Annotated in this window: 21 protein-coding genes and 2 pseudogenes; 16 read left to right on the top strand and 7 right to left on the bottom strand. The window is 68.6% G+C overall.

Features of this window, described 5'->3' with window-relative positions:
- The first annotated feature begins 260 nt into the window (after nt 1–260).
- The 11 genes and pseudogenes from rhaI (at nt 261) to ACFYP5_RS35295 (ending at nt 16,271) form a co-directional block, all read left to right on the top strand.
- Nucleotides 261–1,427: an L-rhamnose isomerase gene (gene rhaI / locus ACFYP5_RS35345; protein ID WP_355955039.1), complete on the top strand. Its 1,167-nt coding sequence runs from the start codon at nt 261–263 to the stop codon at nt 1,425–1,427.
- 100 nt (nt 1,428–1,527) lie between these two features.
- Nucleotides 1,528–3,573, top strand: a complete 2,046-nt coding sequence (locus ACFYP5_RS35340) for a bifunctional aldolase/short-chain dehydrogenase (protein ID WP_389043423.1) — start codon at nt 1,528–1,530, stop codon at nt 3,571–3,573.
- A gap of 190 nt (nt 3,574–3,763) precedes the next feature.
- The gene (locus tag ACFYP5_RS35335) at nt 3,764–5,290 is read left to right on the top strand and encodes a rhamnulokinase family protein (protein ID WP_389043422.1); all 1,527 of its coding nucleotides are present in this window, start codon (nt 3,764–3,766) and stop codon (nt 5,288–5,290) included.
- Nucleotides 5,290–6,045 carry a (Fe-S)-binding protein gene (locus ACFYP5_RS35330; RefSeq protein ID WP_389043419.1) on the top strand — a complete coding sequence of 252 codons (756 nt, stop codon included), beginning with the start codon at nt 5,290–5,292 and terminating at the stop codon, nt 6,043–6,045. The genes ACFYP5_RS35335 and ACFYP5_RS35330 overlap by 1 nt, the downstream gene beginning before the upstream one ends.
- Nucleotides 6,042–7,466, top strand: a complete 1,425-nt coding sequence (locus ACFYP5_RS35325) for a LutB/LldF family L-lactate oxidation iron-sulfur protein (protein WP_389043416.1) — start codon at nt 6,042–6,044, stop codon at nt 7,464–7,466. Before ACFYP5_RS35330 ends, ACFYP5_RS35325 begins: the two co-directional genes overlap by 4 nt.
- Complete coding sequence (locus tag ACFYP5_RS35320; RefSeq protein WP_389043413.1) at nt 7,463–8,122, top strand: lactate utilization protein C; 660 nt, start codon at nt 7,463–7,465, stop codon at nt 8,120–8,122. The genes ACFYP5_RS35325 and ACFYP5_RS35320 overlap by 4 nt, the downstream gene beginning before the upstream one ends.
- A 982-nt stretch (nt 8,123–9,104) precedes the next feature.
- A complete protein-coding gene (locus tag ACFYP5_RS35315) occupies nt 9,105–9,479 on the top strand; it encodes an alpha-L-rhamnosidase C-terminal domain-containing protein (RefSeq protein WP_389043412.1) in 375 nt (124 codons plus the stop codon).
- A gap of 136 nt (nt 9,480–9,615) precedes the next feature.
- Nucleotides 9,616–12,432 carry a family 78 glycoside hydrolase catalytic domain gene (locus ACFYP5_RS35310; protein ID WP_389043409.1) on the top strand — a complete coding sequence of 939 codons (2,817 nt, stop codon included), beginning with the start codon at nt 9,616–9,618 and terminating at the stop codon, nt 12,430–12,432.
- A gap of 44 nt (nt 12,433–12,476) precedes the next feature.
- Nucleotides 12,477–12,572, top strand: a pseudogene (locus tag ACFYP5_RS35305) (IS630 family transposase); the annotation flags it as partial.
- A gap of 311 nt (nt 12,573–12,883) precedes the next feature.
- Nucleotides 12,884–13,834 (top strand): Ppx/GppA phosphatase family protein, encoded by a 951-nt coding sequence (locus ACFYP5_RS35300; RefSeq protein ID WP_389043406.1) that lies wholly within the window; start codon nt 12,884–12,886, stop codon nt 13,832–13,834.
- A 1,564-nt stretch (nt 13,835–15,398) separates the two neighbouring features.
- Nucleotides 15,399–16,271, top strand: coding sequence for a Rieske 2Fe-2S domain-containing protein (locus ACFYP5_RS35295; RefSeq protein WP_389043454.1), 873 nt, complete (start codon nt 15,399–15,401; stop codon nt 16,269–16,271).
- Between the two features lie 31 nt (nt 16,272–16,302).
- On the opposite strand, the gene ACFYP5_RS35290 is transcribed toward ACFYP5_RS35295, so the two are convergent.
- Both ACFYP5_RS35290 and ACFYP5_RS35285 read right to left on the bottom strand, forming a co-directional pair.
- Nucleotides 16,303–16,557 carry a hypothetical protein gene (locus ACFYP5_RS35290; RefSeq protein WP_389043404.1) on the bottom strand — a complete coding sequence of 85 codons (255 nt, stop codon included), beginning with the start codon at nt 16,555–16,557 and terminating at the stop codon, nt 16,303–16,305.
- Nucleotides 16,558–16,628: 71 nt separating this feature from the next.
- Complete coding sequence (locus ACFYP5_RS35285; RefSeq protein ID WP_389043402.1) at nt 16,629–16,757, bottom strand: hypothetical protein; 129 nt, start codon at nt 16,755–16,757, stop codon at nt 16,629–16,631.
- A gap of 114 nt (nt 16,758–16,871) precedes the next feature.
- Between ACFYP5_RS35285 and ACFYP5_RS35280 the strand changes: the two are divergent.
- A pseudogene (locus ACFYP5_RS35280) lies at nt 16,872–17,351 on the top strand (SRPBCC family protein); the annotation flags it as partial.
- A gap of 58 nt (nt 17,352–17,409) precedes the next feature.
- On the opposite strand, the gene ACFYP5_RS35275 reads toward ACFYP5_RS35280, so the two are convergent.
- The 5 genes from ACFYP5_RS35275 to ACFYP5_RS35255 all read right to left on the bottom strand — a co-directional run bounded on the left by ACFYP5_RS35275 (nt 17,410) and on the right by ACFYP5_RS35255 (nt 22,295).
- Nucleotides 17,410–17,880 (bottom strand): TspO/MBR family protein, encoded by a 471-nt coding sequence (locus tag ACFYP5_RS35275; RefSeq protein WP_389043399.1) that lies wholly within the window; start codon nt 17,878–17,880, stop codon nt 17,410–17,412.
- Nucleotides 17,881–18,629: 749 nt separating this feature from the next.
- A complete protein-coding gene (locus tag ACFYP5_RS35270; RefSeq protein ID WP_319329897.1) occupies nt 18,630–18,785 on the bottom strand; it encodes a DUF6131 family protein in 156 nt (51 codons plus the stop codon).
- 424 nt (nt 18,786–19,209) lie between these two features.
- Nucleotides 19,210–19,836, bottom strand: coding sequence for a transposase (locus tag ACFYP5_RS35265; RefSeq protein WP_389043397.1), 627 nt, complete (start codon nt 19,834–19,836; stop codon nt 19,210–19,212).
- Nucleotides 19,837–20,133: 297 nt separating this feature from the next.
- Nucleotides 20,134–20,523: a MerR family transcriptional regulator gene (locus ACFYP5_RS35260; RefSeq protein WP_389043394.1), complete on the bottom strand. Its 390-nt coding sequence runs from the start codon at nt 20,521–20,523 to the stop codon at nt 20,134–20,136.
- A 1,109-nt stretch (nt 20,524–21,632) separates the two neighbouring features.
- Nucleotides 21,633–22,295, bottom strand: a complete 663-nt coding sequence (locus ACFYP5_RS35255; RefSeq protein ID WP_389043391.1) for a type III effector protein — start codon at nt 22,293–22,295, stop codon at nt 21,633–21,635.
- Between the two features lie 126 nt (nt 22,296–22,421).
- On the opposite strand from ACFYP5_RS35255, the gene ACFYP5_RS35250 reads away from it, so the two are divergent.
- From ACFYP5_RS35250 to ACFYP5_RS35235, 4 genes are all read left to right on the top strand, one after another.
- The gene (locus tag ACFYP5_RS35250) at nt 22,422–22,853 is read left to right on the top strand and encodes an Hsp20/alpha crystallin family protein (RefSeq protein ID WP_389043389.1); all 432 of its coding nucleotides are present in this window, start codon (nt 22,422–22,424) and stop codon (nt 22,851–22,853) included.
- A 95-nt stretch (nt 22,854–22,948) separates the two neighbouring features.
- Complete coding sequence (locus ACFYP5_RS35245; RefSeq protein WP_319740839.1) at nt 22,949–23,344, top strand: DUF2267 domain-containing protein; 396 nt, start codon at nt 22,949–22,951, stop codon at nt 23,342–23,344.
- A gap of 78 nt (nt 23,345–23,422) precedes the next feature.
- On the top strand, nt 23,423–23,857 hold the full coding sequence (locus tag ACFYP5_RS35240) for a DUF2267 domain-containing protein (protein WP_389043386.1): 435 nt from the start codon (nt 23,423–23,425) through the stop codon (nt 23,855–23,857).
- A 140-nt stretch (nt 23,858–23,997) separates the two neighbouring features.
- Nucleotides 23,998–24,231: a hypothetical protein gene (locus tag ACFYP5_RS35235; RefSeq protein WP_389043384.1), complete on the top strand. Its 234-nt coding sequence runs from the start codon at nt 23,998–24,000 to the stop codon at nt 24,229–24,231.
- The last annotated feature ends 153 nt before the right edge of the window (nt 24,232–24,384 follow it).

Genomic DNA, 24,384 nt, shown 5'->3' with positions numbered 1-24,384 from the left:
AAGAGGTCTTCTCAACCGGACGCCCCGAAATTCCGCTGAGCTTGCGGAAAACGCCGGGGATCAACCCTGAACTGCAGAGGTGAGGGCTGCGGGTGCAGGCCACATCTTCCCGATGACACGATCCGGTAACGCGCCGGTCAGCTGCCGGAAAACCTTGACGGCCGTCTTGCAGGCAGCTAGCTTCTGCGATGAATCGATTCATTGAATGGTTTTTCGGCGGCGGTCCTCCTCGGGCCGCCCACGCATCCCCCGAGGTGGACATGCCTGACATCGCTGCGGTGAAGGCCGCACTCGCCAACCAGCGGATCGAGACACCGTCCTGGGGCTACGGCAACTCCGGCACCCGGTTCAAGGTGTTCGCGCAGGCCGGTGTGCCACGAACGCCGTACGAGAAGCTCGACGACGCGGCCAAGGTCCAGGAGTTCACCGGGGTCGCACCGAAGGTGTCGCTGCACATCCCCTGGGACCGGGTCGACGACTACGCGGCCCTGGCGACGTACGCGAAGGAGCGGGCCCTGGAACTGGGGGCGGTCAACTCCAACACATTCCAGGACGACGATTACAAGCTGGGCAGCGTGTGTCATCCGGACGCGAAGGTCCGCCGCAAGGCCGTGGACCACCTGCTGGAGTGCGTCGACATCATGGACGCGACCGGTTCCACGGATCTGAAGCTCTGGTTCGCGGACGGCACCAACTATCCCGGCCAGGATGACATCGTCGCCCGCCAGGACCGGCTGGCCGAGGCGCTGGCCGAGGTGTACGAGCGCCTCGGTGAGGGGCAGCGGATGCTGCTTGAGTACAAGTTCTTCGAACCCGCCTTCTACGCGACGGACGTGCCGGACTGGGGCACGTCGTACGCGCACTGCCTCAAGCTGGGACCGAAGGCGCAGGTGGTCGTGGACACCGGACATCACGCGCCGGGTACCAACATCGAGTTCATCGTCGCGCTGCTGCTGCGTGAGGGGAAGCTCGGCGGTTTCGACTTCAACTCGCGCTTCTACGCGGACGACGACCTGATGGTCGGCTCCGCAGACCCCTTCCAGCTGTTCCGGATCATGCACGAGGTCGCCAAGAACGGCGGCCTGAAGCCGGAAACGAACGTGGCGTTCATGCTGGACCAGTGCCACAACATCGAGGCAAAGATCCCGGCCGTCATCCGCTCCGTGATGAACGTCCAGGAGTCCACCGCCAAGGCCCTGCTCGTCGACCTCGACGCGCTGACCGCGGCCCAGCGAGCAGGTGACGTGCTGGCCGCCAACGAGACGCTGATGGACGCCTACAACACCGACGTACGCCCCCTCCTGCGCGAGCTCCGCGAGGAGCAGGGTCTCGACCCCAACCCGGTCGCCGCCTACCGAAACTCCGGCTGGCAGGAGCGGATCGTCGCCGACCGTGTCGGCGGCGAGCAGGCCGGCTGGGGTGCCTAGGAGCTCTCCGGCAGCCTGGCAGTCCTAGCAGCCCTGGCCTGCCCGTACCTCCACCGCCCCACGAAGTACCGCACCTCACACATCCCGAAGGAATCCGGTCATGTCCTCCGCCACGCACACCACGGCCTCCGCGCTGATCACACGCTCCCGCCGGCTCGGCTCCGACCCGCGCAACACCAACTACGCGGGTGGCAACACCTCCGCGAAGGGGACCGGGACTGACCCGGCCACCGGCGGCGATGTCGAGCTTCTGTGGGTCAAGGGGTCGGGCGGCGACCTCGGCACGCTCACCGAGTCCGGCCTCGCGGCGCTCCGGCTGGACCGGCTGCGCTCGCTCAAGGACGTCTATCCGGGGGTGGAGCGCGAGGACGAGATGGTCGCAGCCTTCGACTACTGCCTGCACGGCAGGGGCGGTGCGGCCCCCTCCATCGACACCGCGATGCACGGCCTGGTGGACGCCGCGCACGTGGACCATCTGCACCCGGACTCGGGCATCGCACTGGCCTGCGCCGCCGACGGTGAAAAGCTGACCGTCGATTGTTTCGGCGACAAGGTGGTCTGGGTGCCCTGGCGCCGTCCCGGCTTCCAGCTCGGCCTGGACATCGCCGCGATCAAGGCGGCCAACCCGCAGGCAGTCGGCTGCATCCTCGGCGGCCACGGCATCACCGCCTGGGGCGACACCTCCGAGGAGTGCGAGGCGAACTCGCTGTTCATCATCCGCTCCGCCGAGGAGTACCTCGCGGACAAGGGCAAGGCCGAGCCCTTCGGTCCGGTGCTCGCGGGGTACGAGCCGCTGGGCGACGCCGAGCGGCGGGAGAGGGCGGCTGCCCTGGCCCCCGTGATCCGCGGCCTGGCCTCCCAGGACCGCCCGCAGGTCGGACACTTCGACGACGCCGAGACCGTACTGGACTTCGTATCCCGTGCCGAGCACCCGCGGCTTGCGGCACTCGGCACGTCCTGCCCCGACCACTTCCTTCGTACGAAGGTGCGCCCGCTGGTCCTGGACCTGCCCGCCACCGCCCCGCTGGACGAGGCGATCGTGCGGCTCAAGGAGCTGCACCAGGAGTACCGCGCCGAGTACCGCGCCTACTACGAGCGGCACGCCACCCCCGACTCCCCTGCCCTGCGCGGCGCGGACCCGGCCATTGTGCTCGTCCCGGGCGTGGGCATGTTCTCCTTCGGCAAGGACAAGCAGACCGCGCGGGTAGCTGGGGAGTTCTACCTCAACGCCATCAACGTCATGCGCGGCGCCGAGGCCGTCTCCACCTACGCGCCCATCGAGGAGTCGGAGAAGTTCCGCATCGAGTACTGGGCGCTCGAGGAGGCCAAGCTTCAGCGGATGCCCAAGCCGAAGCCCCTCGCCACCCGCATCGCGCTCGTCACGGGCGCGGGAAGCGGCATCGGCAAGGCCATCGCGCACCGACTGGTCGCCGAGGGCGCCTGTGTGGTCGTCGCCGACCTCAACGCCGAGACCGCTGCCGCCGTCGCCGAGGGGCTGGGGGGCCCCGACAAGGCTGTGGCCGTCACGGTGAACGTCACCTCAGAGGACGAGATCGCCGAGGCGTTCAAGGCCGCCGCACTCGCCTTCGGCGGGGTGGACCTGGTCATCAACAACGCTGGGATCTCCATCTCCAAGCCGCTCCTGGAAACCACGGCCAAGGACTGGGACCTCCAGCACGACATCATGGCCCGAGGTTCGTTCCTCGTCTCGCGCGAGGCCGCCCGGGTCATGATCGAGCAGAGGCTCGGCGGCGACATCATCTACATCGCCTCCAAGAACGCGGTCTTCGCCGGCCCGAACAACATCGCCTACTCCGCCACCAAGGCCGACCAGGCACACCAGGTCCGGCTGCTGGCCGCCGAGCTCGGCGAGCACGGGATCCGCGTCAACGGCGTCAACCCCGACGGTGTCGTCCGGGGCTCGGGCATCTTCGCCGCGGGCTGGGGCGCTCAGCGCGCCGCGACGTACGGCATCGAGGAGGAGAAGCTCGGCGAGTTCTACGCCCAGCGCACCCTCCTCAAGCGTGAAGTCCTGCCGGAGCACGTCGCGGGCGCGGTGTTCGCCCTCACCGGCGGCGACCTCACCCACACCACGGGCCTGCACATCCCCGTGGATGCGGGCGTCGCCGCCGCATTCCTGCGCTGACACACGCGCCACCGACCGCACCTGGGGCCGCTGCGTCAGTGCAGCGGCCCCAGGTGCACCCCAGCGGGCCGGCGGCGGAGTGCCGTAAGGGCGCCCGCCCCTCGCCCTCAGACGGTGTCTTCGCCGACAGCCCGCTTCCTTTCCTCTTACTCGTTCCCCGAGCAGCCGCTCGCCGCGGAGGTACCCCCACGTGACCACGACACCGCCGTCATCGGCCTTTCGCTCCGCGTTCGCCGCGGTCGACCTCGGCGCCACCAGCGGACGCGTGATCCTCGGCCGGGTCGGCCCGGACAACCTCGACCTCACCGAGGTCCACCGATTCCCCAACACCCCCGTGCGCCTGCCCGACGGACTGCGCTGGGACGTCCTCGCCCTCTTCCAGGGAGTCCTCGACGGGCTGCGGGAGGCCGCCCGCTCCGGCGGCGTCACCTCCATCGGTGTGGACACCTGGGCCGTGGACTACGGGCTCCTCGACGCCGACGGCGCGCTGCTCGGCTTTCCCCACCACTACCGCGACAGCCGAACCGACGGCGCCGCCGAGCGCGTGTGGGCCACGGTCGGCCCCCAGGAGCTGTACCGGATCACGGGACTGCAGCACCTGCCGTTCAACACCGTCTTCCAGCTCGCCTCCGCCGCCACGAGCGCCCAACTGGGCGCCGCCCGCACCCTGCTCCTCATCCCCGACCTGCTCATCCACTGGCTGACCGGATCCATCGGTGCCGAGGAGACCAATGCCTCCACCACCGGTCTCTTCGATGCCCGCACCGGTAGCTGGTCCAACGACATCCTCGGCCCGCTCGCAATCAACCCCGGTCTGCTGCCGCCGCTGCGTGCCCCGGGCGACTCGGCCGGGACGCTTCTGCCACATGTCGCCGCCTACGCCGGTCTGGACACCCGCACCGCTGTGACCACCGTCGCCTCGCACGACACCGCGTCCGCCGTCGTCGCCGTCCCGGCCACCGAACCGCACTTCGCCTACATCTCCTGCGGCACCTGGTCACTGGCCGGTCTCGAACTGGACGCGCCAGTCCTGACGGAGGCATCTCGGGCCGCCAACTTCACCAACGAGCGCGGCATCGACGGCACCATCCGCTACCTGCGCAACATCATGGGCATGTGGCTGTTCGAGGAATGCCGACGCACCTGGGACAAGCAAGGGCTGCCCACGCACATCCCCACGCTGCTCGCCGATGCCGCCCGCGCCACGCCGTTCGCTGCGGTCATCGACCCGGACGCCCCCGAGTTCCTGGCTCCCGGTGACATGCCCGACCGTATTCAGGAGTACTGCCGCCGCACCGGCCAGCCGGTCCCCGCCAGTCAGGGCGCCGTGGTCCGCTGCATTCTGGAGAGCCTGGCCCTGGCCCACCGGCGCACCCTGCGTCAGGCCGCCGAACTCGCCGGCCGGGACATCACCCGTATCCACCTCGTCGGAGGAGGCTCGCGCAACGATCTGCTCTGCCAGCTCACTGCCGACGCCGCCGGGCTGCCCGTCATCGCCGGCCCCACCGAGGCCACCGCGCTCGGCAACATCCTCGTCCAGGCCAGAGCGGCCGGACTGGTGGGAGATCTGCCGGCGATGCGCAGCCTCGTCGCCTCCACCCAGCACCTGCGGCATTACCGTCCCCGTGGTGACACGGCAGCCTGGGACGCGGCCGCCGCCCGGCTCGACCTCGACCCCAACCTCGGCCACCTTGACACCGCCCGAAGGAACTCGTGATGCGCGTCGCGCTCTTCGCCACCTGCGTCAACGACGCGGTCTACCCGTCGACGGCGATCGCCACCGTCAAGGTCCTCGAACGCCTCGGCGTGCAGGTGGACTTCCCCGCATCTCAGACCTGCTGCGGGCAGCCCCAGTTCAACACCGGCTACCGCCGCGAAACCGAACCGCTGGTGCGACGCACGGCCCGCGCCTTCGAGGGTTACGACTACGTAGTCACCCCCTCCGGTTCCTGTGTCGCCATGGTGCGCGACAACTACCCCCGGATCGGGGCCAGGGCGGCGGCCGAGGGGCGCGGCGAGGCGCTGGCGGACGCGGCCTCGTCGCTGGTCCCCAGGACGTACGAGTTCACCGAGTTCCTGGTCGATGTCCTGGGCGTGATCAATGTCGGGGCGTACTTCCCTCACCGCGTCACGTACCACCCGTCCTGCCACGGGCTGCGAATGCTGGGCCTGGGCGACCGGCCGCGCCGGCTTCTCGAGTCAGTCAAGGGCCTGGAGCTGGTCGAGCTCCCCGGAGCGGAGGAATGCTGCGGATTCGGCGGCACGTTCGCTGTGAAGAACCCGGACGTGTCGGCGGTGATGGGCGCGGACAAGGTGCGCAACGCCGTCTCCACCGGTGCCGAAGTGCTGTGCGGCGCCGACAACTCCTGCCTGATGCACATCGGCGGCATGCTGCGCCGCCAGGACGCCCCGCAGCGCGCGCTGCACCTCGCAGAGATTCTCGCGAGCACGGAAGAGGAGCCACTGGCATGAGCGGAACCTTCGTCGGAATGCCTGCGTTTCCCAGGGCGGCGCACGACGCCGTACGCGACTCCACCCTGCGCGACAATCTGCGGAAAGCCACGCACACGATCCGCGACAAGCGCGCGGTGGCAGTGGCCGAGCTTGCCGACTGGGAGCAGCTTCGCGAGGCCGGAAAGCAGATCAAGGACCATACGCTGCGTCATCTCGATCAGTATCTCGTGCAGTTGGAGGAGTCAGTAACGGCGGCAGGCGGAACAGTGCACTGGGCGGCTGACTCGGTCGAGGCCAACCGGATCATCGCCGAACTGGTCAAGGCGACCGGGGAGACGGAGGTCGTGAAGGTCAAGTCGATGGCCACCCAGGAGATCGGCCTCAACGAGGCCCTGGAGGCCGAGGGCATCGCGGCCTACGAGACAGACCTCGCCGAACTCATCGTGCAGCTCGGTGAGGATCGTCCCTCTCACATCCTGGTCCCGGCCATCCACCGCAATCGCGGTGAGATCCGTGAGATCTTCACGCGCGAGATGAGCGAGTGGGGTCGTCCGGCACCCGAAGGGCTGACAGACTCCCCAGCCGAGCTGGCCGAGGCCGCCAGGCTCCATCTGCGCGAAAAGTTCCTGCGCGCGAAGGTCGGCATCTCTGGCGCGAACTTCATGGTCGCCGAGACCGGAACGCTCGTGGTCGTGGAGTCGGAGGGGAACGGCCGAATGTGCCTGACGCTGCCCGAGACCCTCATCTCGGTCGTCGGCATTGAGAAGATCGTGCCGACCTGGCAGGACCTGGAGGTCTTCGTCCAGACGCTCCCCCGCTCCTCGACGGCCGAGCGCATGAACCCGTACACGTCCATGTGGACGGGTACTACCGACGCCGACGGCCCGAAGGCCTTCCACCTGGTCCTGCTCGACAACGGCCGCACCGACACCCTCGCCGACGAGGTCGGGCGCCAGGCCCTGCGCTGTATCCGCTGCTCGGCGTGTCTCAACGTGTGCCCCGTGTACGAGCGGGCAGGCGGCCACGCGTACGGCTCCGTCTACCCGGGTCCGATCGGCGCGATACTCACTCCTCAACTCCGGGGCACTCAAAGCGAGATCGACGCCTCGCTCCCCTATGCCTCGTCGCTGTGCGGCGCGTGCTACGAGGTGTGCCCAGTAGCCATCGACATCCCTGAGGTCCTGGTCCACCTGCGGGAGAAGGTCGCGGATCACGGTGGCCCGGGGCACCGTCTTGAGAAGGCCGCGATCAAGGCCGCGGGCTGGATCCTGGATCGCCCGGCCGCTCTCACTGCGGGCGAACGCCTCGCCTCCGGGACACGCAAGCTGCACCCCAAGCGGCTCCCGGGCCCCGGCGCCCGCCAGTGGACCGCCAGTCGCGACCTGCCTGACATGCCCGCCGAACCGTTCCGCGACTGGTGGAAGAAGAACCGCTCATGACACCACAGCCATCCTCCCGCGACCGCATCCTCGCCCGGGTGCGCGGGGCGCTCACCGATGTCTCCATCGCAGCCGAGACTCCCGAGATCACCCGCGACTACCTCACCAGCCACACCCCCGACGACCCGGCCGCGGTCCTCGATCTCCTTCACGAGAACCTCGCCGACTACCGGGCCGTCGTCCACCGCACCACCGAGGACGAACTCCAGGCCCTGATCGGCCGACTGCTCGCGGAACACGGCGCGCAGAGCGTTGCCATCCCCCCGGGCCTCCCCGCCTCTTGGCTGGCCTCCACGGACGCCAAGCAACACCCGGACCATGCTGCCGGGGGCTCGCTGACACCGTACGAACTCGACGCGACCGACGCCGTGGTCACGGGCTGCGCCCTCGCCGTCGCCGAGACCGGCACCATCGTCCTCGACGCCGGCCCCGGGCAGGGCCGCCGCGCCCTCACCCTCGTCCCCGACCTGCATATCTGCGTCGTACGCGCATCCGACCAGATCGTCGCGTCCGTGCCGCAGGCCCTGCCACGCCTCGACCCCACCCGCCCGCTGACCTGGATCTCCGGCCCGTCCGCCACCAGCGACATCGAACTCGACCGGGTCGAGGGCGTACACGGCCCCCGGACCCTGGAAGTGATCCTGGTAGTCGACTGACACCCTCATCGGCATCGACCGCTCTATGAGGAGGAGGAGGGCCGGAACAGTTACGCCGGCCCTCCTCCTCATAGCTCAGCGCGCGAGCGCGGGGCGCTTGCTGTCGAACTGCGGGCCTGGGGATGAGGTACTGCATGACTGCTGCGTCGTCACGGCTATCACGGCTACCTGAAGTCGGGGATCTCGTAGCGTCCGGGTGCCGCTTCTACCTGTTCCATGTGTCTTGGCCCGCACCGGTAGCAGCTCACCGTCGACCGACGCTGTCCTGGTGACTACCGGTCCGGAATCCGGCGGGACTCATCGCATTTCACGGATTGCACGCAGGCGTCCGAAACAGCGCGATGGGCGAAGGCTGGGCTAAGGGCTGTCCCGTAATCCCTGCTCGCAGTTCGTGGTCGAGCCAACTGCCCGTGGGATGCTGCAGGGTGTCAGGCGGGCGACAGCCGACACTGACGTGTGATCAGGAGACGGTCGGGAGCCAGTTATTACGAGGGGCCGCGAGCTACCCGCTCCGTTGCGCTAGGAGTTGGCCAGACCCGGAGGACCCAAGCTCCATCGGATAGGGCCGGCCGCGCCAGCACCGCAAGAAACCGGCGCGCTGCACCACCCATACAAGGCCCGCCACCGCATGGGCTGCACGAGGCCCAGGGAGGCACCAAGGCGCCGACGTTCCTTCCACTTGCCGCCCAAAGCCCGTCGGCCCACCTGCCAGATCGGCCGTGAGTCGGCCAACACAACCCCTCCTTGAAACGTTCAATGCTTGCGGTCCGACCCTGCATAGGTGCACCGATTCTGAGATTTCGCAGATGAATCGTGGTTGAAACGTTGATTGAACGTGGGGGCGTGGCTAGCCTCTCGGCAGCGATTTGAAACGTACCAGTCAGCCGCACGCGCGATTGGCACCCGTGCTGTTCGCTCCTCATCCATATGCTGCCGGGCCCTCGTTGTTCTTCCCGGACCCCTTGACCCACTGGAGATCGCCATGCCTCATTCGACCCCCGCGTGGCGCGGGAGGGTCGCCCGCGCCACCGCAGTCACCGCAATGGCCACAGCCCGGAGCGTGAAGCCGCACCCTTGCGACCTGAAGTGGTCCCGGGGCGCGGTCCCAACCCCGCACGGTGTCATCTCAGTCGACCGGACCTTCAACCCCTCCCCCTCCGATCTCGACGTCGACGGATCGACGAGTACCACCGGCACGGTCTCAGTACCGGAAATTGACGACTCGACGGTCGGCGTCGACGGCACCACGGTGCGGGCGCACGGTCACAGCCTCCGCAGCGGCGCGCAGCTGTCCGACGACTACGTCAGCGTGACCGTCGGCGCCCGAAGCCACCACATCGTCGCCACCTGCAAATGAATGCCGCGGGTGCGCCGCGCCCCCAGCGATGCGCACCCCCAGAGCCCACATTCGCTCCACACCCCCGACCCCGCGCGCACTGCGACGCGCACGCCCGAGGAAAGACCTGCCCATGTCACTGAAGGGAAGTTCACGAGTGAGATCGAGAAGCCTGCTGGCGGTCACGGCCGCACTGGGGCTCGCAGCATCCGGCATCACCACTGCGTCGGCAACCGGAGCCAGCAGCGTCGAGCTGAAGGTCACCGACCTGCGTACGGACAACCTGGTCAATCCAGTCGGCATCGATGACCGGACGCCCACGCTGCAGTGGCGGCTCGACAACAGGGGTGCGCACCTCCCCACCGGTCAGCAGGCCTACCAGATCCGAGTCGCTCACAGCGCAGCAGCTCTGAAGCGTGGCGGCGCTGATCTCTGGGACTCCGGCAAGGTCCGCTCCGCACAGTCCAGCAACATCCGCTACGCCGGCCAGCCACTTGCGTCCCGCGAGACAGTGGCCTGGCAGGTGCGCGTATGGGACGCCCAGGGGCACGCCTCGCAGTGGAGCGCACCCGCCACCTGGGAGCTGGGGCTGCTCAACCAGTCGGACTGGTCCGCTCGTTGGATCGAGAACGCGTCCTACGACTACACCCAGTCTGACGGCTCGGAGACCCCGCTTCCCGTCTTCGGCAAGGCCTTCCCCGTGCGTGGTCCGGTCGCCAAGGCGCGCCTGTACATGTCCGGTCTCGGCATGTACGCCGCCAGCATCAACGGCAAGCCGGTCAGCAAGGCGGTGCTGGAACCGGGCGAGACGAGCTACGCGGAGGAGGTCGACTACCGCACCTACGACCTCACCGACGAACTCAGGCACGGCGACAACGTGCTGGGCATCGAGACCGGCAGCGGTCCCTACCAACGCGTCAAGACGGCGGGCCATTACTCCTTCGGCGGGGGCCTCGACCAGTTCACGGTCTTCGGTGAGCCGAAAGCAGTTGCCCAGCTCGAGATCACCTACGCCGACGGCACCCGGCAGACCATCTCCAGCGACTCCACCTGGCGCACCGCACTCGGGCCCACCACCTTCTCCTCCTGGTGGAGTGGTGAGGAGTACGACGCCCGCCGCGCGGGCACCTCGCCTACCGCGACCGCCAAACTCGCCGGCGCCGGCTGGCAGAAGGCCTCACTCGCCCAGCTGTCCGCGACCACCATGCCGCGCGACACCACTCCCCTGCGCGCCGATCCGCGCCCGCCGGTGACTGTTCAGGAGAGCATTCGCCCTCAGTCGGTCACCCCGGCCGGCAAAGGCTCCTACGTTCTCGACTTCGGTGCGAACCACTCCGGCTGGCCGGCCCTCAAGGTATCCGGACCCGCAGGCACCACCATCACCATGACTCCGGCGGAGAAGCTCAAGTCCGACGGCACCCTCGACACCTCATCGACCGGCGCTACCGCCGCCGACAAGATCGCCTATCAGTACACTTTGGCCGGCAAGGGTACCGAGACCTGGCACCCCAAATTCACCTACAGCGGCTTCCGCTACCTCCAGGTCGACGGCCTGCCCACAGCACCCACCCGGGACACCGTCACCCTGCAGGTGCTCTACGCCGACAACCCGCAGGCGAGCACCTTCGACTCCTCCAGCCAGCTCATCAATGACATACACGCGATGACGCTGCGCTCCATCCAGAGCAACATGATGTCGGTCCTCACCGACTGCCCCGACCGCGAGAAGGGCCCCTACACCGGAGACAACCTCCACAACATCGATGCCCTGCTCACCGACTACGACCTGTCCGCGTACGAGCCTCAACTGGTCCGCAACATGGTCACCGCCCAGCGCCAGCCGGGCGACGAGTCACCCGGACTCATTGCCAACATCTCCCCCGAATACCACCGGGTGCTGCCGCAGAAGCTCCAGTATCCGCAGGGAACCATCGAGTTCCTCGATGAGGTGAACTGGGGCGGCGCGGTCATCCGCATCCCCTGGAAGCTCTACCAGACCTACGGCGACACCCACACCATGGACGCCTCCTACGACGCCATGGTCAAGTGGCTGGACTACGAGGCAACCAACAAGGCAGCGAACAACGGCGACTTCCCAGGACTCGGAGACTGGTCCGCCACCGACAACACCACCCCCATGCAGCTCGCCATCCTGGCTGGCTACTACACGGCGCTGGACGACATGTCGAAGATCGCCGGGGCGCTTGGCAAGAAGGCCGACCGGGCCAAGTACGCGACGCTCGCTGCTCAGACCGCGAATGAGTTCAACGCCCGCTTCCGCCACGAGGACGCCGACGGCGTCTACTACGGCAGCGACAGCGAGGCGTCCAACGCGATGGCCCTGGACGCCGGAGTCGTCCCCGCAGCAGACCGCGCCAAAGTGGTCGACCGGCTCGTCGCCTCGGTGCGCCGTGCTGATAACCACATCACCACGGGCTCGGTTGCACTCGGGCCGCTGTTCCGCGCCCTGGAAGCGGGCGGGCGTGACGACGTCATCTACGACATGGTCGTCAACCGCACCTCGCCTGGCTACGGCTACCTTGTCGACAGCGGCCACACCACTCTGTCGGAGTCCCTGGACGGTTCCGGCTCGCAGAACCACCACTTTTTGGGCCAGGTCGACGCGTGGCTCATCAGCGGCCTGGCAGGCATCCGTCAGGCGCCGGGTTCCGTCGGCTACAGCCAAGTGGACATCGCCCCCGCTGTCGTCGGCACCCTGACTCGCGCCCAGGGCGCCTATAACACTCCGCAGGGCGCTGTCACCAGCGCTTGGCACAAGGACTCCAAGGGCAACCTGACCCTGGAGATCACCGTTCCTGACGGGACCACTGCCAACGTCCGCGTTCCCATCTCTGGCAAGAGCAGCGTCCGAGCCACTGGCGAGAGAGGCACCCCGACACTGGTGAGCCGCACCGACTCCACGGCGAGCTACCGCGTCGGAGCAGGCAGCTACACGTTCCAGGTGCACCACTGACCGCACGGCAGGCGGTTTCCCCCAGTGCCGGGGAAACCGCCGAAGGGGTGCCCGCCACCTACCACCGCACCCACGGGGTGCGCTACTTCCACGGCTGCTACTCCGTCGGCGACGACACCCTCTGGGGCGTCAACAACCGAGGCCCGGCGGGCGACCAGGCCCCCGCCACCGCAACGCCGTCGTAGCCCGGACCCGCCCCGAAGGCAAAGAAGGCGTCCGCCCACGACAAGAAGGAATCGACGCCACTGCTCTCTACCCGAGACCTTCAATCAGTCCATCGTTCGGTGGGAAATCGTCCGCAGCTCTCCCCTGTGGGCCGGGGCGGAGGGTGCTCAGATGGTGACGATAGGGTCACGCGGGGCGCTGGAATCCCCGTCGCGCCGTCGTCGGGGCTGTCGGAGGATCAGGGAAGAATCCGGTCCAGTCGTGAGCGGGCCAAGGAGGCGATGGGATGCGGCAGGCAGGTGTGCTCGATGTTGGGTGCCACAGTGCGTTGCTGACGGTGGTGCGACGGCGCCCGGGTACGGTGCTGGAACCGGTGTTCTCCCGCAAGGTGCGGCTGAGACTGCACGAGGCCCTCGACCGCAAGGGACGGCTGGACAAGGCCGGCGTGAAGAGCGTCGAACGGGCAGTGGCCGAGGCCGTCGCCGCGGACCCGTGCCTGCGGGGACCGGAAGTGTTCGCGTTCGCGACCTCCGTCATCCGGGACGCGCCCAACCGCGACGAGATCATCGCGCGTGTGGCACGCACCACCGGCACCCGCCTTCGCGTGCTGACCGGCGAGGAGGAGGCGCGGCTGGCCTACCTGGCCGCCCGCCAGTGGGCAGGCTCGATGGCCGGGCAGCTGCTGGTACTGGATATCGGCGGCGGTACGGTAGAGATCGCTGCCGGCACCGGAAGCCGGCCCCGCGTCGTCTACTCGCTGCCGCTGGGCGCCCGCAGGATCACCCGGGACTGGCTCCCCGGCGGCACCAGACCGTCCCCACGCCGACTGGCTGAAGTGCGGCAGCACCTCAGCCAGTTCCTGGAAGCCGTCCCCGGCCTGCCGCAGGCCGAACCGGGCGGGCGGGTGCTGGCCTGCTCCAAGACCTTCGAACAGCTCGCCCGGCTCGCCGCCGCTCAGGGCAAGACACCGCGAGCCGGACGGCAGCTCGCGCTACCCCAGCTGCGCACGTCAGTCTCCCTGCTGGCCGCCGCAGGACCGTCCCGCCGTTCCAAACTGCCGGGCATCTCCGCCCACCGCGCCGAACAGTCCCTGGCCGGAGCCCTAATCGCACAAGCCCTCATGGAAGCCTGCGGAGCCAAGACCGTCGAGATCTGCCCCTGGTCCACCCGAGAAGGACTGCTGCTCACTCGCCTCGGCGTCCACACCACAGCCGCGCACCCCCGCCTCGTCGGCTGAATCCAACGGACGTCGAAGGCCGACACCCGGGCCATCGGAGGACAGCCATGAATGGGCATGAGTCAACGGAGATCGAGGAACGCCTCGCAGGGCTGCCCGATTGGACCCGTGGCAGGGATGAGATCACGGGCCAAGTTCGACCGAGAGCGGCACATCGGTCACCACGCTCCCCCTGCCCCGGCCGTAGCCGTGGCCCAGGCAGGGGGGCGTAGTGCTCGGGGGCGAGTTCTAACCCAGCTTGAGTCCGCCCCCTCCCGAGTGTGGGGGCGGATTCGTCGTCCGGCCGCGGGTGGGTGAGGGTTCCGTGGTCCGGACGACTCATGCACTCAACCAGCCCACGTCCCCCTGACTCAAACCCCATTTGGGCCATCCGGCGGTACGCAAACCGCGACGCTGGCTCGCCTCCCAGAACCGGGACTGGGGCCGACACGACGAGGAGCAGCGGCGGTTCGGAAAGATCGCGCTCGAGATCTCGCCAAGCGCGCCATACCGTCCCGTAGTCCGCGGTCTGCGCCTCGCTCCACGGCTCAGTGGCCGGGGGCCCGAGCGCTCGATGGGCGGCCTTGCGCCCTCCGAGAGGATCGGGGGCATGGCGCACTCCCCTATGCAGGTCAATGCCCTCATCGTCGATGCCACCGACCTCGAGTGACTCGCTGTGTTCTGGTCCGAGCTGTTCGGAAGGCCGGTCGTGGGCCGCGGGGCCCCTATGCATGGCTTCAGCGAGAGAACGGCCTATGCCTGGGCTTCCAGCAGACCAACAAACCCAAGTCGGGCAAGAACCGCACGCACTTCGACATCACCTCGCCCAACCCCGCAGCCGAGCAGCAGCGGGTGGGCGGCGATGCCCTCACCCGGCCGGTCGAGTCGCCGCGCGTGCCATCGTGTACGCCGCAGACCACTCGCGGCGCCGAGAGTACTGGGTGGGGGCGAGCACAACCGCGACTCTGATGGCCAACGCGGTCGCCCCCGGTCTGCTCGACCGCTACCTGGCCAGGACCGGTTTCGGTTCCCAGCAGTCCACCGAAGAGCGCGATTCCAGCGCCCGGCCAATCTCTGGGCACCCGCGGCCAGTAGCCCCAGGGCCACGACTTCGGCGCACCCGGCCGCTTCGATGCGCAGGCGCACGAGCGCGGCCCGCAGGCGTGGGCCTCGCGCCATCACACGGTGGTCGGTGCCGTAGCTGCTGCGACGACCCCTGCTGCGGTCGCCTTGGCCCGGCTCATTAGGCGCGGGGAATGACGCACGGCAGGGTGGGCGCGGCCGCCCGCGTTCGACTTTCAAGCAGCGTACGACGCGAGCACCGTCGTCGCCCGGTGCCACACGCCTCCACGGCGGTGAGCCGCGTACTGTGACGGCCGGGCCGGGCCGCCGCTCCGGCGCCCCCGGACCACCATTCGAGCAGATGGCGGCTGTCAGGTCGTTTCTTAGTGCGCCGCAAGGTTATCTGTTGTCCATGACTGAATCGCCGGATCTCGACGACCGTGTCCCTGCTGCTGGAGCTACGCGGCGGGCGCTGAAACGCGTACTGCCGTCGGCCTCGGGCCCCGGCAGGATCATCCAGGGTATGGACCGGCTGGAGCACGCTGCCGCCCTGGACGGCCTCGTCGAGCACCTCCGCAGCACGGTTCGAGCGGTTCCCCTCGGCCGCGCGAGGGACGTGCTGCACGGCCGCTGGCTGGGCCATCCCGTTCACCCTCTGATGGTGCACTTGCCGATCGGCACCTGGTTCTCGGCGGCCGTGCTCGACCTGCTCCCGGGACAGCAACGGGCAGCGAGCACGTTGATCGGCGTCGGGCTTGCGGCCGCCGTTCCGGCGGCCGCGGCGGGCTGGGCCGACTGGGCGGAGCTGCAGCACCGGCAGATGCGGGTAGGGCTGGTGCACGCGGCCGCGAACGCCACGGGAGTGGGGCTCTACGCGGGATCTATCACTGCTCGAGTACGGGGGCGCACCGCGCTGGGCAAGGCGCTCGGGTTCGCCGGCTTGGCGGTTGTCGGTCTCGGCGGGGCGATCGGCGGTCACCTGGCCTACCGGCAGGCTTCTGGCGCCAATCACGCCGAGGTGGTGCCGGAGTTGGTGAAGCCGGGGTGGCACGATATCGGGGAGGTCGCCGACTTCCCTGTCGGCAGAGCGGTCCGGCGGCACGTCGACGATGTGGCCGTCCTAGTCGTGCGCGAGAGCGGCAACCGTGTCCACATTTTGGCCGACTCGTGCAGTCACATGGGTGGCCCCCTGTCCCAGGGGGCGATCGACGACGGCTGCGTCCGCTGTCCCTGGCACGGCAGCGTCTTCCGCCTCCAGGACGGATGGAATGTGAGCGGACCCGCGACCGCCCCTCAGCCCGTCTTCGACACCCGTATCACCGGTGGCCATGTCGAGGCTCGGCTGCTCGGCGCGGAAGCGGCAGGCACAGCCGCCCCGTCGCATAATCCGGCTTAGGGAAGGCAAAGATGCCACAAGCCCAAGGTGCTCAGGTCTTGCCCAGTTCCCGCTCAATGGCGTTGCGGTCAAAGCCCTCATTTTTCGCGTACTGCGTGATCGCTTCCTGCAGATCGCGCTCGAGATCACGCCAAGCCCGCCATGCCGTCTCGTAGGTCGTCGTCTGCGCCTCGCTCCACGGCTCAGTGGCCGGCGGCCCGAATCGCTCGCGCAGTTCCACGACGCGGACGTGCGCCTCTTCCGTCGCGCGTCGCATGCCGACCAGCTCTTCCAGGGTGTCTGCCACGACCGAACCCTAAAACGCCACAACCGGGAGCGCCTGCGCGAACCCGGAAGGGGCGGGCGTGGCATCGGTGATCAAGCGGCGCTCTTGTTGCGGCGGTGTCCAGCCGGGGCGAGCGCGTCGATGAGCTCTTCCCGGTTCATCTTGGAGCGGCCGGCGATGTCCTGCTCGGTGGCCCGTTGGTACAGCTCCGTCTTGCTCAACTGTCGTAGCTCGCTCCTGGCCCGGCCCTGGCCGCGGGTTGTCGCCGACGCGGGCTGCCTTCGGCGGGGCCTTCTTGTCTGTGGTCTTCCTCTTCGCCTCGGGCTTCGAAAGGCAAGGAAGACGCCCAGAGCGACTGGAAGGTCAAGGTCGGGCCTTCTACGCGCGCTTGGAAGGCCACGGTCCAGGAACAGATCCCGGACGAACGCATCGCGTGGACCTCGGAGGGAGCCAAGGGCACAACGCGCGGCTGTGTCAGTTTTCACGAACTGACTCCCACCCTGACGCGCGTCGTCCTGCTCGTCGAGTACTACCCTTCCGGCTTCTTCGAGAAGACTGGCAACATCTGGCGCGCCCAGGGGCGCCGCCTACGGCTGGATTTCAAGCACTTCCAGCGATACGTCACCCTGACCGACGAGGAACCGGAAGGCTGGCGCGGCAAAATCCGCGACGGCGAAGTCGTCCGCATCCACGAGGAAGCCATCGAAGAAGAGCAACAAGCCGCCGACGAAAACCAGGACGTAGAGGACGAATACTCCGAAGACGAAGAAGGAGTCGGAGAGGAAGAAGAGGAAGGCGAAGAGGAGTACCGGTGATCGCTCACGACGATGCCGGCAGCGCGGGTGGCAGCCATCGCGACCGCCGTGACGGGTATCAGGGGCGAGGGTTACGCCGCGCGATCCTGGCGTTGAGGGCAGTGGCGAACAAGCACCATGCCGCGTACGGCAGGAGCGCGGCAGCCGCACGTCGGTCGCTGCGGGCCGTGGTGCGAATGAGATGGAGGTTGCTGGCGTCCAGGAGCAGAGTGCTGACCAAGCCAGCGCGGGGGCTACGAGCTGCGAAGAAGGCCCAGCTCCAGGCCGTACGCAGCGACAGGTTCACCGTCAGCGCGGCCACCAGCTCGGTACGTTCTCGCTCGCCGGCCTGGCTCCAGGCACGGCCCGCGGACCACGCGATAGTCGCGTGGAGGGGTGGCCAGACCGCACCGAAGGCCCAGCGCGGCGGCTGCCATCGCGGTGTGGCCAGCCCCCGGTACCAGGCACTGTTCGCGTCGACCGCGGCAGCGCCCACTGTTGCCGCAGCGGCTACCGCCAGTGCGGCACCGGCGTAGGGCTGCCACCGCACGCGAGTCCCGGAAGGGTTCCGCCACCGTCGGCCAACGCGGCCCTGTCGTCGCCCGCTGCATTCGCTGATCAGCCTCACACCCACGATCCTTCCCGCCACGGCCCCACCTTCGTCGGCCATGCCGTACATGACCCTGACACCCTGCTTGTTCGCTCATCTGCCCGATAGCAAACTGGACCACGCCTCCACGAGGCCTCCGTGCACGCTCGTACGAAGCCCTCAGCCAGGAGTCGGGCCCCCTGGCTTCGCAGCGACGGGGGCCCGCCTCGTGCGCCTGCGCCTATCCCAGTCACCTGTTCCCCGCCCGTACGGCGCATAACGAGCCTGCGCCGGCTCCGTACTGAGCGTGGATCAACCGAGGTTGCAGAAACCGCGCCCGACGGCGTGCTGGGCGCCCATCGCTGTCGAGTCCAGCGACAATTCCAGACGATCCTGCCCGCGACGTCCTCGGTCCTGGATGCGAAACAGCAGCATCTTCCACGTTCCGCCAGCTGACCAGCGGGGATGGCGTTCATCGACCGTTTCCCATGGCCGCACTCCCCCACTGCACACCCGTCCGCACCCCGTTGATCACCCGTCGGTGGTCACTAAACCGGCCCCACGCCCACCACGCGGCAGAAAGGACTCCGGTCGATCACACTTCCGCCTTCGTCAACGTGCCGCTGGAACTAGTCACCAGCCCCGGGGCTACATGGCGCCGGTCCGCGCGTCGGGCACGCCCTGCAGCTCGGCGCTATGCGTCCGGCCCTTCACCAGTAGTGGCGCCGCCCGCCGACCGAGTGGCCGACAGCACCGAGGATCCAGAGGATCGCACCAATCACGACGAGGACCACGCCGATGGTCCACAAGATGGAAATGCCGAACAGGAATCCGAGCACGAGCAGGATGACACCGAGGGCGATCATCGCAGCCTCCAATCTTTCAAGGGCATCTCCGAGTATGCCCTTGTGCGCTGCTCCCGGCACCGGGACGGACGGCGGGCCCCTCCTCGGAGCCGTGCCAAAAAGATGGCTGCCACTCGACCGCACCCGTCCGCTCCGGTCACCCTGCTAGGCAATGCGCCGCTGAGCACCCCGGCACCGGACTGGTCGACGTTCCCGGGACCTGGTGACCGAACGCGGCAAGCGCTGAGCACACCCCCGAAGGCAGCGTGCCGGCTCCGGCTTGACCGGCCGGACCAAGGTGGTCACCCAGACCGACGTGTGCCGCTCCATGCCCCACGCGCAGGTCGGCGACTTGCCAAAAGCACTCTCCACCGACTGGACAACGCGCGGACCTCGCCGCTCAGCGATCGGGCGCTTCCCTCCGCTGGCCCCCAGCAGGCCGGACCTAAATCACCCAGCACCGCGATGGCCGCGACATGATCCGCTGTTCGTCACCAGCCGTCGCGCAGCAGTGATCTCCAGTTCCGTCTTGCCCAACAGAGCACGGCCCCGCCCCTTCCGCGGGGGCTGAACGCGCGGTCTGCTCCGTGCTGGTAGAGGTGTTCCAGGAGCCGGATGGCATCGTTTCCGGTGGCGAGGACCCTGGTCTTGGGCTGGGTGGGGTTCTTGCCCAGGCGCACCGGTCGGCCGTAGCGCGTCCCCATTGCTCGTCGACCAGCTCGTCCAGAAGGTGAGGGGCGGTGCCGGCGACTTCTTCCAGTACGGCGCGTACCACTTCGGTGATCAGCTCCAGGCGGGTCAGGTCGCGCACCGCGGCCAGGACATGGGTGGAGTCGGTGCGCTGTGCGGTGCGCTCCCGCACCAGGCCGTACTCCTTGAGGCGGGCCAGCGCGAGGTCGAGGAGACGGTCAGCACGGTCGCCTTCGGCCAGACGGTCGCGGAGGTCGGCCAGCACGCTGTGGTGGAAGCCGGGGTCGTCCAGCTCCATGGCCATCGCATACTTGAAGTCGATGCGGCAGCGGACCGCCTCGGCAGCCTGCCGGTCCGACTGGCCGAGCAGGAACTGCAGCACACAGACGGTGGCCAGTTGAGCGGGCGAGAGACCCGGACGCTCGTCACGTGGGTACCAGTCAGCGAAGTCCTCGTCGCACCACAGCCCATCCAGCCGATCACGCACCCATATCGCCGTCGTGCCGTTCGGGTTGCTCGCCCGCGCGACCTGCGCAGTCAGAGGCGGGACTTGCTCACCGGAACGGGGGCGGAGGGACAACGGGCACCACGACAGCTGCATCGGTCATCGGAACTACCCGAGCATGCCCGTTGACCATGCTGCCGCACCCGAAAATCCAAGAGTCCCGACAGAGTCAAGCTAGTCACGACGTGGGCCCGCTCGACCGCGTCCGGGTACGCATACGCATGGGCGGCTATGGATTCGTCGATTCGTCGATTCGGCGGCGCGGCGGTATTCGGCGTTGATGCGTTGGGCTTCTTCGAGCTGGTCTTCGAGGATGACGATGCGGCAGGCGGCTTCGATGGGGGTGCCGTGGTCGACGAGCTCGCGGGCTCGGGCGGCGATGCGCAGTTGGTAACGGGAGTATCGGCGGTGGCCGCCCGCGGAGCGGAGCGGGGTGATGAGGCGGGCGTCGCCGATGGCGCGGAGGAAGTTCTGAGTGGTGCCGAGTATCTCGGCGGCCCGGCCCATGGTGTAGGCGGGGTAGTCGTCGTCGTCGAGACGGCCGAACGAGTCGTCTGCTGTCACTTGCACCTCTCTGTGGAACGCGTGGAGGGGCCCTGGTGCCATGTGGCACCAGGGCCCCGAAGGAACTTGCTACACCATCTGCCGACCCTGGTACTGCGTCGGCGTACTGTTTCCGCCGACCCGACCGGAACAGCGTCGGGGGTGCGGGGATCGCGGTTGCTTGACCGGAGACCACCTCACTATCGATGTCCTGCGGTACCCGGACTCAAGGCTTGCGCCCGGGCGATCCTGATGGCGCCTGGCTCCTCCGTTCTTTCCCTCTGGATGAACTACTTACCAAGTGGAACTGCGTACTGCTGCGGCCTCGAACAGCGCCACTCTTCTTCGGCAGCCGGCCCCGTCGCCCGTCCTGCATCTGCTCTGGCTCAGAACCCCACTGCCGAACGTCCCGGCACGCGCGCCCGCAGCCGACGCCTTTACCGGGGAACCACTGACAACCGCACTGCTGGTACTGCAACTGCACTTACTGGAACTGCCACTGCGTCAACTGCGGTACTGCTCGTGGCGGCCCCTGACACTGCGGGCCACCCGGTCCGGTCGTCAGTCCCGTCGCCGTCCTGCAACCGCTCTGGCTCCGGAACTCCACCACCGCACCGTCCTGCAACTACGGGTACTGCTGCCCGGCAGTTCGTCTCTGCCTGGCCTTGCCTGATCTCGGCTACGAGAGAAAACATAACCACACCCCTACCCAATGTCTACTCCAGCGGACATAGATTTTCTCGTGTCCGACGGTGAGGAAGCCACCTTCGAACGGACCAGGAGCGGGGAGCGGGGAGCGGCCCCGCACTGGGCGGCATCACCTCCGGCCAGCGCCATTCGCGCCTCTGGGCGCTGCGAGTGAGAGCGCCGCAGGACCCCGTCCGGCTTCGCTCCTGGCCGGCCGCACCCCGCTCCCGCCCCGCAAACCGCCAGCTCGGCGGTCCGCAAGGGCCGGGCGGGCAGGGCGGGACGTTGTCGATCCGGTGAACAGGGCGACCGGATGGACAGACTCGGCGGCAGCGCCGCGACTGATCGTTCCGCGATCGCCGGCGGCGCACGCGATGCCGGGCGGGCCGACCGCCCCCGCTGTGCGACCGCCTGCGCTGTGCGCGGCGGCAGACCGACCGACGTTACACGGGGCCGGCCCGGTCAGGGTGCTGGGCGCCTTGCCCGATGAGGGTGTCGAGCTGGGCGGCGAGGCGGGGATGGGAGCCGGTCAGGTAGGGGCGGGTCGCGGTCAGTGGGCGGACGAGGGCTGCAGGGTCGTCGTGCGCGAGGGCCGCGTCGAGCTGGCCGAGGGGGGTGCGGGCGGTCGCGGGGAGATCGGTGAGGGCGGCGATCTGTCCGGCGATGCGACGCAGGCCGGCGGCGTTGTCGCGGGCCCAGGCGGTGTGAGTGCGGTCGGCGGCGCGACTTTCACGGGTGGCCTGGACGCGCTGCTCTCCGGTGGTTCCGGCGGGGCCGGGGCGGTTGCGCAGGTAGCGGCGTTCAGCGGCCTGGCGGCTGGCGACGCCGAGAGGGGCCGCGAGATCGGCCCAGCTGGCGCCCGCGTGGCGGGCGGTTTCGATCAGACCGGTTTCCCATCCGGCGAGCTGCTCGCGCACCTGCCGCAGCAGCAGAAGGGACGCCAGGGCCTGCTGCGGGCCGTTACCCGCCCCGGCGGGGTCGGCTGCCCGCTCATGGGCTTCATGCACAGCGTGGTCGATGGCTTCCAGGGCCGCCGCCGCGGCCAGGAACGAAGCAGGGCTCTGGGCGTCGGCGCGGGAGGGGGGCGGCTGACCGGCTGCTGTCACGCGAACTCCTTCCGGCTGTCATCCTTTCGACGACAGGTTGTTTGTCATCCATTGGATGACATGCTACAACGGTTTCAGTGAAGCGCATTGGCAGGTACTGCCCGAACCTTCAGGAGGTGTTTCGCGATGTTGATGCGCACCGACCCCTTCCGCGAACTCGACCGGCTGACCCAGCAACTGATGGGCCCCGGCACCTGGTCGCGGCCGTCCACGATGGCGATGGACGCCTACCGCGAGGGTGACGAGTACGTGGTGGCCTTCGACCTTCCCGGCGTCAGCGCGGAGGCGATCGACATCGACGTCGAACGGAACATGCTGACCGTCAAGGCCGAGCGACGGCCCGTGGCGAAGTCCGACGACGTGCAGATGGAACTGTCGGAGCGGCCGCTGGGCGTGTTCTCCCGCCAGATCGTGCTGGCCGACACCCTGGACACCGAGCGCATCAAGGCCGACTACGACGCCGGGGTCCTCACCCTGCGCATCCCGATCGCCGAGCGCGCCAAGCCCCGCAAGATCTCCGTCGGCGGGGAGTCCTCCCGCAAGGAGATCTCCGGCTGAACCCGGCGACCCGTGCCGCGGCGCAGGACGGGCGCCTGATCTCCCCCTCCCCCGTCCTGCGCCCCCCCATCAGGCCAAGAGAGGCGGTGGCTGACATGACCCTGCGATGGGAAGCCTTCCTCGACCACGTGAAGGAACGCGGCGAGTACGGGAGCAGACACGAAGCCGAACGCGCGGCCCGCGTGGTGCTCGCCCTGCTCGGCGCACACCTGCTCGGCGAGGTGCGTGCCCAACTGGCGGCACACCTGCCCGAAGGCTTCGCCCTGATCCTGCTCAACCCGCTGCAGAGCGCCGAACCTCTCCCACCCGAACGGTTCCTCCGGGCGACGGCGGCCTGGATCGACGGGGCCACCGAACAGACCGCGGCCTGGGACGTCAGCGCCGTCCTCAGCACGGTCGCCGACGCGGTCGACGACGACCTGCTCAAGCAGATCCTGCTCCAACTCCCCGCAGGCTACGACCTCCTCTTCGGCCGCCCCCAGCCCACCTGACCCTCACCCACCCGGGTGCCCGGGCCGCCGGCCACCCACACCACGACCTCGACGACGAGAAAGGCGACTACCGCAGTGATGTCCGACCAGCGTGAACCGGTCCTGCACCACCCGGCGATGACGTTCGAGGAGATGCTGGAGAAAGTCCGCTACGAAGGGGCCTACCCCACCCGAGAACGGGCCGCGGAAGCCGTCCACCTGGTCCTTTCAGGGCTCGGACGCCAGCTGACCGGCGACGAACGTGCCGAACTGGCAGCCCGCCTGCCCTTCGAGGCCGCCTCCACCCTCACCGAACAGATCCCCGCAATCGAGCCCCTCACCGGCCGGGCCTTCGTCAAAGACCTCGCCTCCCGCACCGGCGCCACCCCGGCCACCACCCGCTGGGACACCGGCGCCGTCCTGGCCGCCGTCACCACCCTCGCCGGCCCCGACCTCCTCACCCGCATCCTCGACCAGCTCCCCACCGGCTACGCTCTGCTGTTCGGCCGCGCCGAACTCACCCAGGCTGCCTAAGGCAGACTGCCGCGCGACAACCCAAGGGACGCCGTCGGCGGCTGTGAGTGGGGGCGTAACCGGTGGTGTCCGTGGCGGGCAGTGCATCCTGGCGAGTTCGATCTGGTCATGCCATCAGGGCGATAGACCACGAGTCGCGGTTGCTCTTTGCCGACTTCGATCCGTCCGTACCCGGCATCTTGGGAGACCTGCGCCGGCACGCGCTCGAGTTGGGGGTCTCGCGCTACCTGGCTGCGGAGCGGTTGATCGCTGACGGCAACCTCACTCAGGAGCAGCGCGGTGAGGTGTTGTCGGCTCTCGTGCAGGCAATGGTGAGTGGGCCTTCGCAGCCGCCCGCCGACACTCCGAACGCGCCCGCGCAGGCTGGTCGCTGACTTGCCCTGCGCGGCCCACACGACTGGTTGATCGTCGGGTTATCCACAGGTCGAGCGAGGTCCTTGGTGTTGCCCGTACGGTGCTGGTCTTCGAGGATGAGGAGGCGCCTGTGCATGTCGAGTTGGAGTGGTTGGCCACCGAGGTCATCGCCG

The sequence above is a fragment of the Streptomyces sp. NPDC005262 genome (genome assembly GCF_042872425.1).
Taxonomy (GTDB): Bacteria; Actinomycetota; Actinomycetes; order Streptomycetales; family Streptomycetaceae; genus Streptomyces.
This window is presented reverse-complemented; position numbering and strand designations above follow the sequence as displayed.

What these genes read in the sequence shown, in the direction of transcription:
- ACFYP5_RS35295 (WP_389043454.1), top strand. Translation starts at nt 15,399, where the DNA reads ATGGACCGGCTGGAGCACGCTGCCGCCCTGGACGGCCTCGTCGAGCAC.
- ACFYP5_RS35340 (WP_389043423.1), top strand. Translation starts at nt 1,528, where the DNA reads ATGTCCTCCGCCACGCACACCACGGCCTCCGCGCTGATCACACGCTCC.
- ACFYP5_RS35245 (WP_319740839.1), top strand. Translation starts at nt 22,949, where the DNA reads ATGACCCTGCGATGGGAAGCCTTCCTCGACCACGTGAAGGAACGCGGC.
- rhaI (WP_355955039.1), top strand. Translation starts at nt 261, where the DNA reads ATGCCTGACATCGCTGCGGTGAAGGCCGCACTCGCCAACCAGCGGATC.
- ACFYP5_RS35270 (WP_319329897.1), bottom strand. Translation starts at nt 18,785, where the DNA reads ATGATCGCCCTCGGTGTCATCCTGCTCGTGCTCGGATTCCTGTTCGGC.
- ACFYP5_RS35300 (WP_389043406.1), top strand. Translation starts at nt 12,884, where the DNA reads ATGCGGCAGGCAGGTGTGCTCGATGTTGGGTGCCACAGTGCGTTGCTG.
- ACFYP5_RS35325 (WP_389043416.1), top strand. Translation starts at nt 6,042, where the DNA reads ATGAGCGGAACCTTCGTCGGAATGCCTGCGTTTCCCAGGGCGGCGCAC.
- ACFYP5_RS35250 (WP_389043389.1), top strand. Translation starts at nt 22,422, where the DNA reads ATGTTGATGCGCACCGACCCCTTCCGCGAACTCGACCGGCTGACCCAG.
- ACFYP5_RS35320 (WP_389043413.1), top strand. Translation starts at nt 7,463, where the DNA reads ATGACACCACAGCCATCCTCCCGCGACCGCATCCTCGCCCGGGTGCGC.
- ACFYP5_RS35240 (WP_389043386.1), top strand. Translation starts at nt 23,423, where the DNA reads ATGTCCGACCAGCGTGAACCGGTCCTGCACCACCCGGCGATGACGTTC.
- ACFYP5_RS35315 (WP_389043412.1), top strand. Translation starts at nt 9,105, where the DNA reads ATGCCTCATTCGACCCCCGCGTGGCGCGGGAGGGTCGCCCGCGCCACC.
- ACFYP5_RS35330 (WP_389043419.1), top strand. Translation starts at nt 5,290, where the DNA reads ATGCGCGTCGCGCTCTTCGCCACCTGCGTCAACGACGCGGTCTACCCG.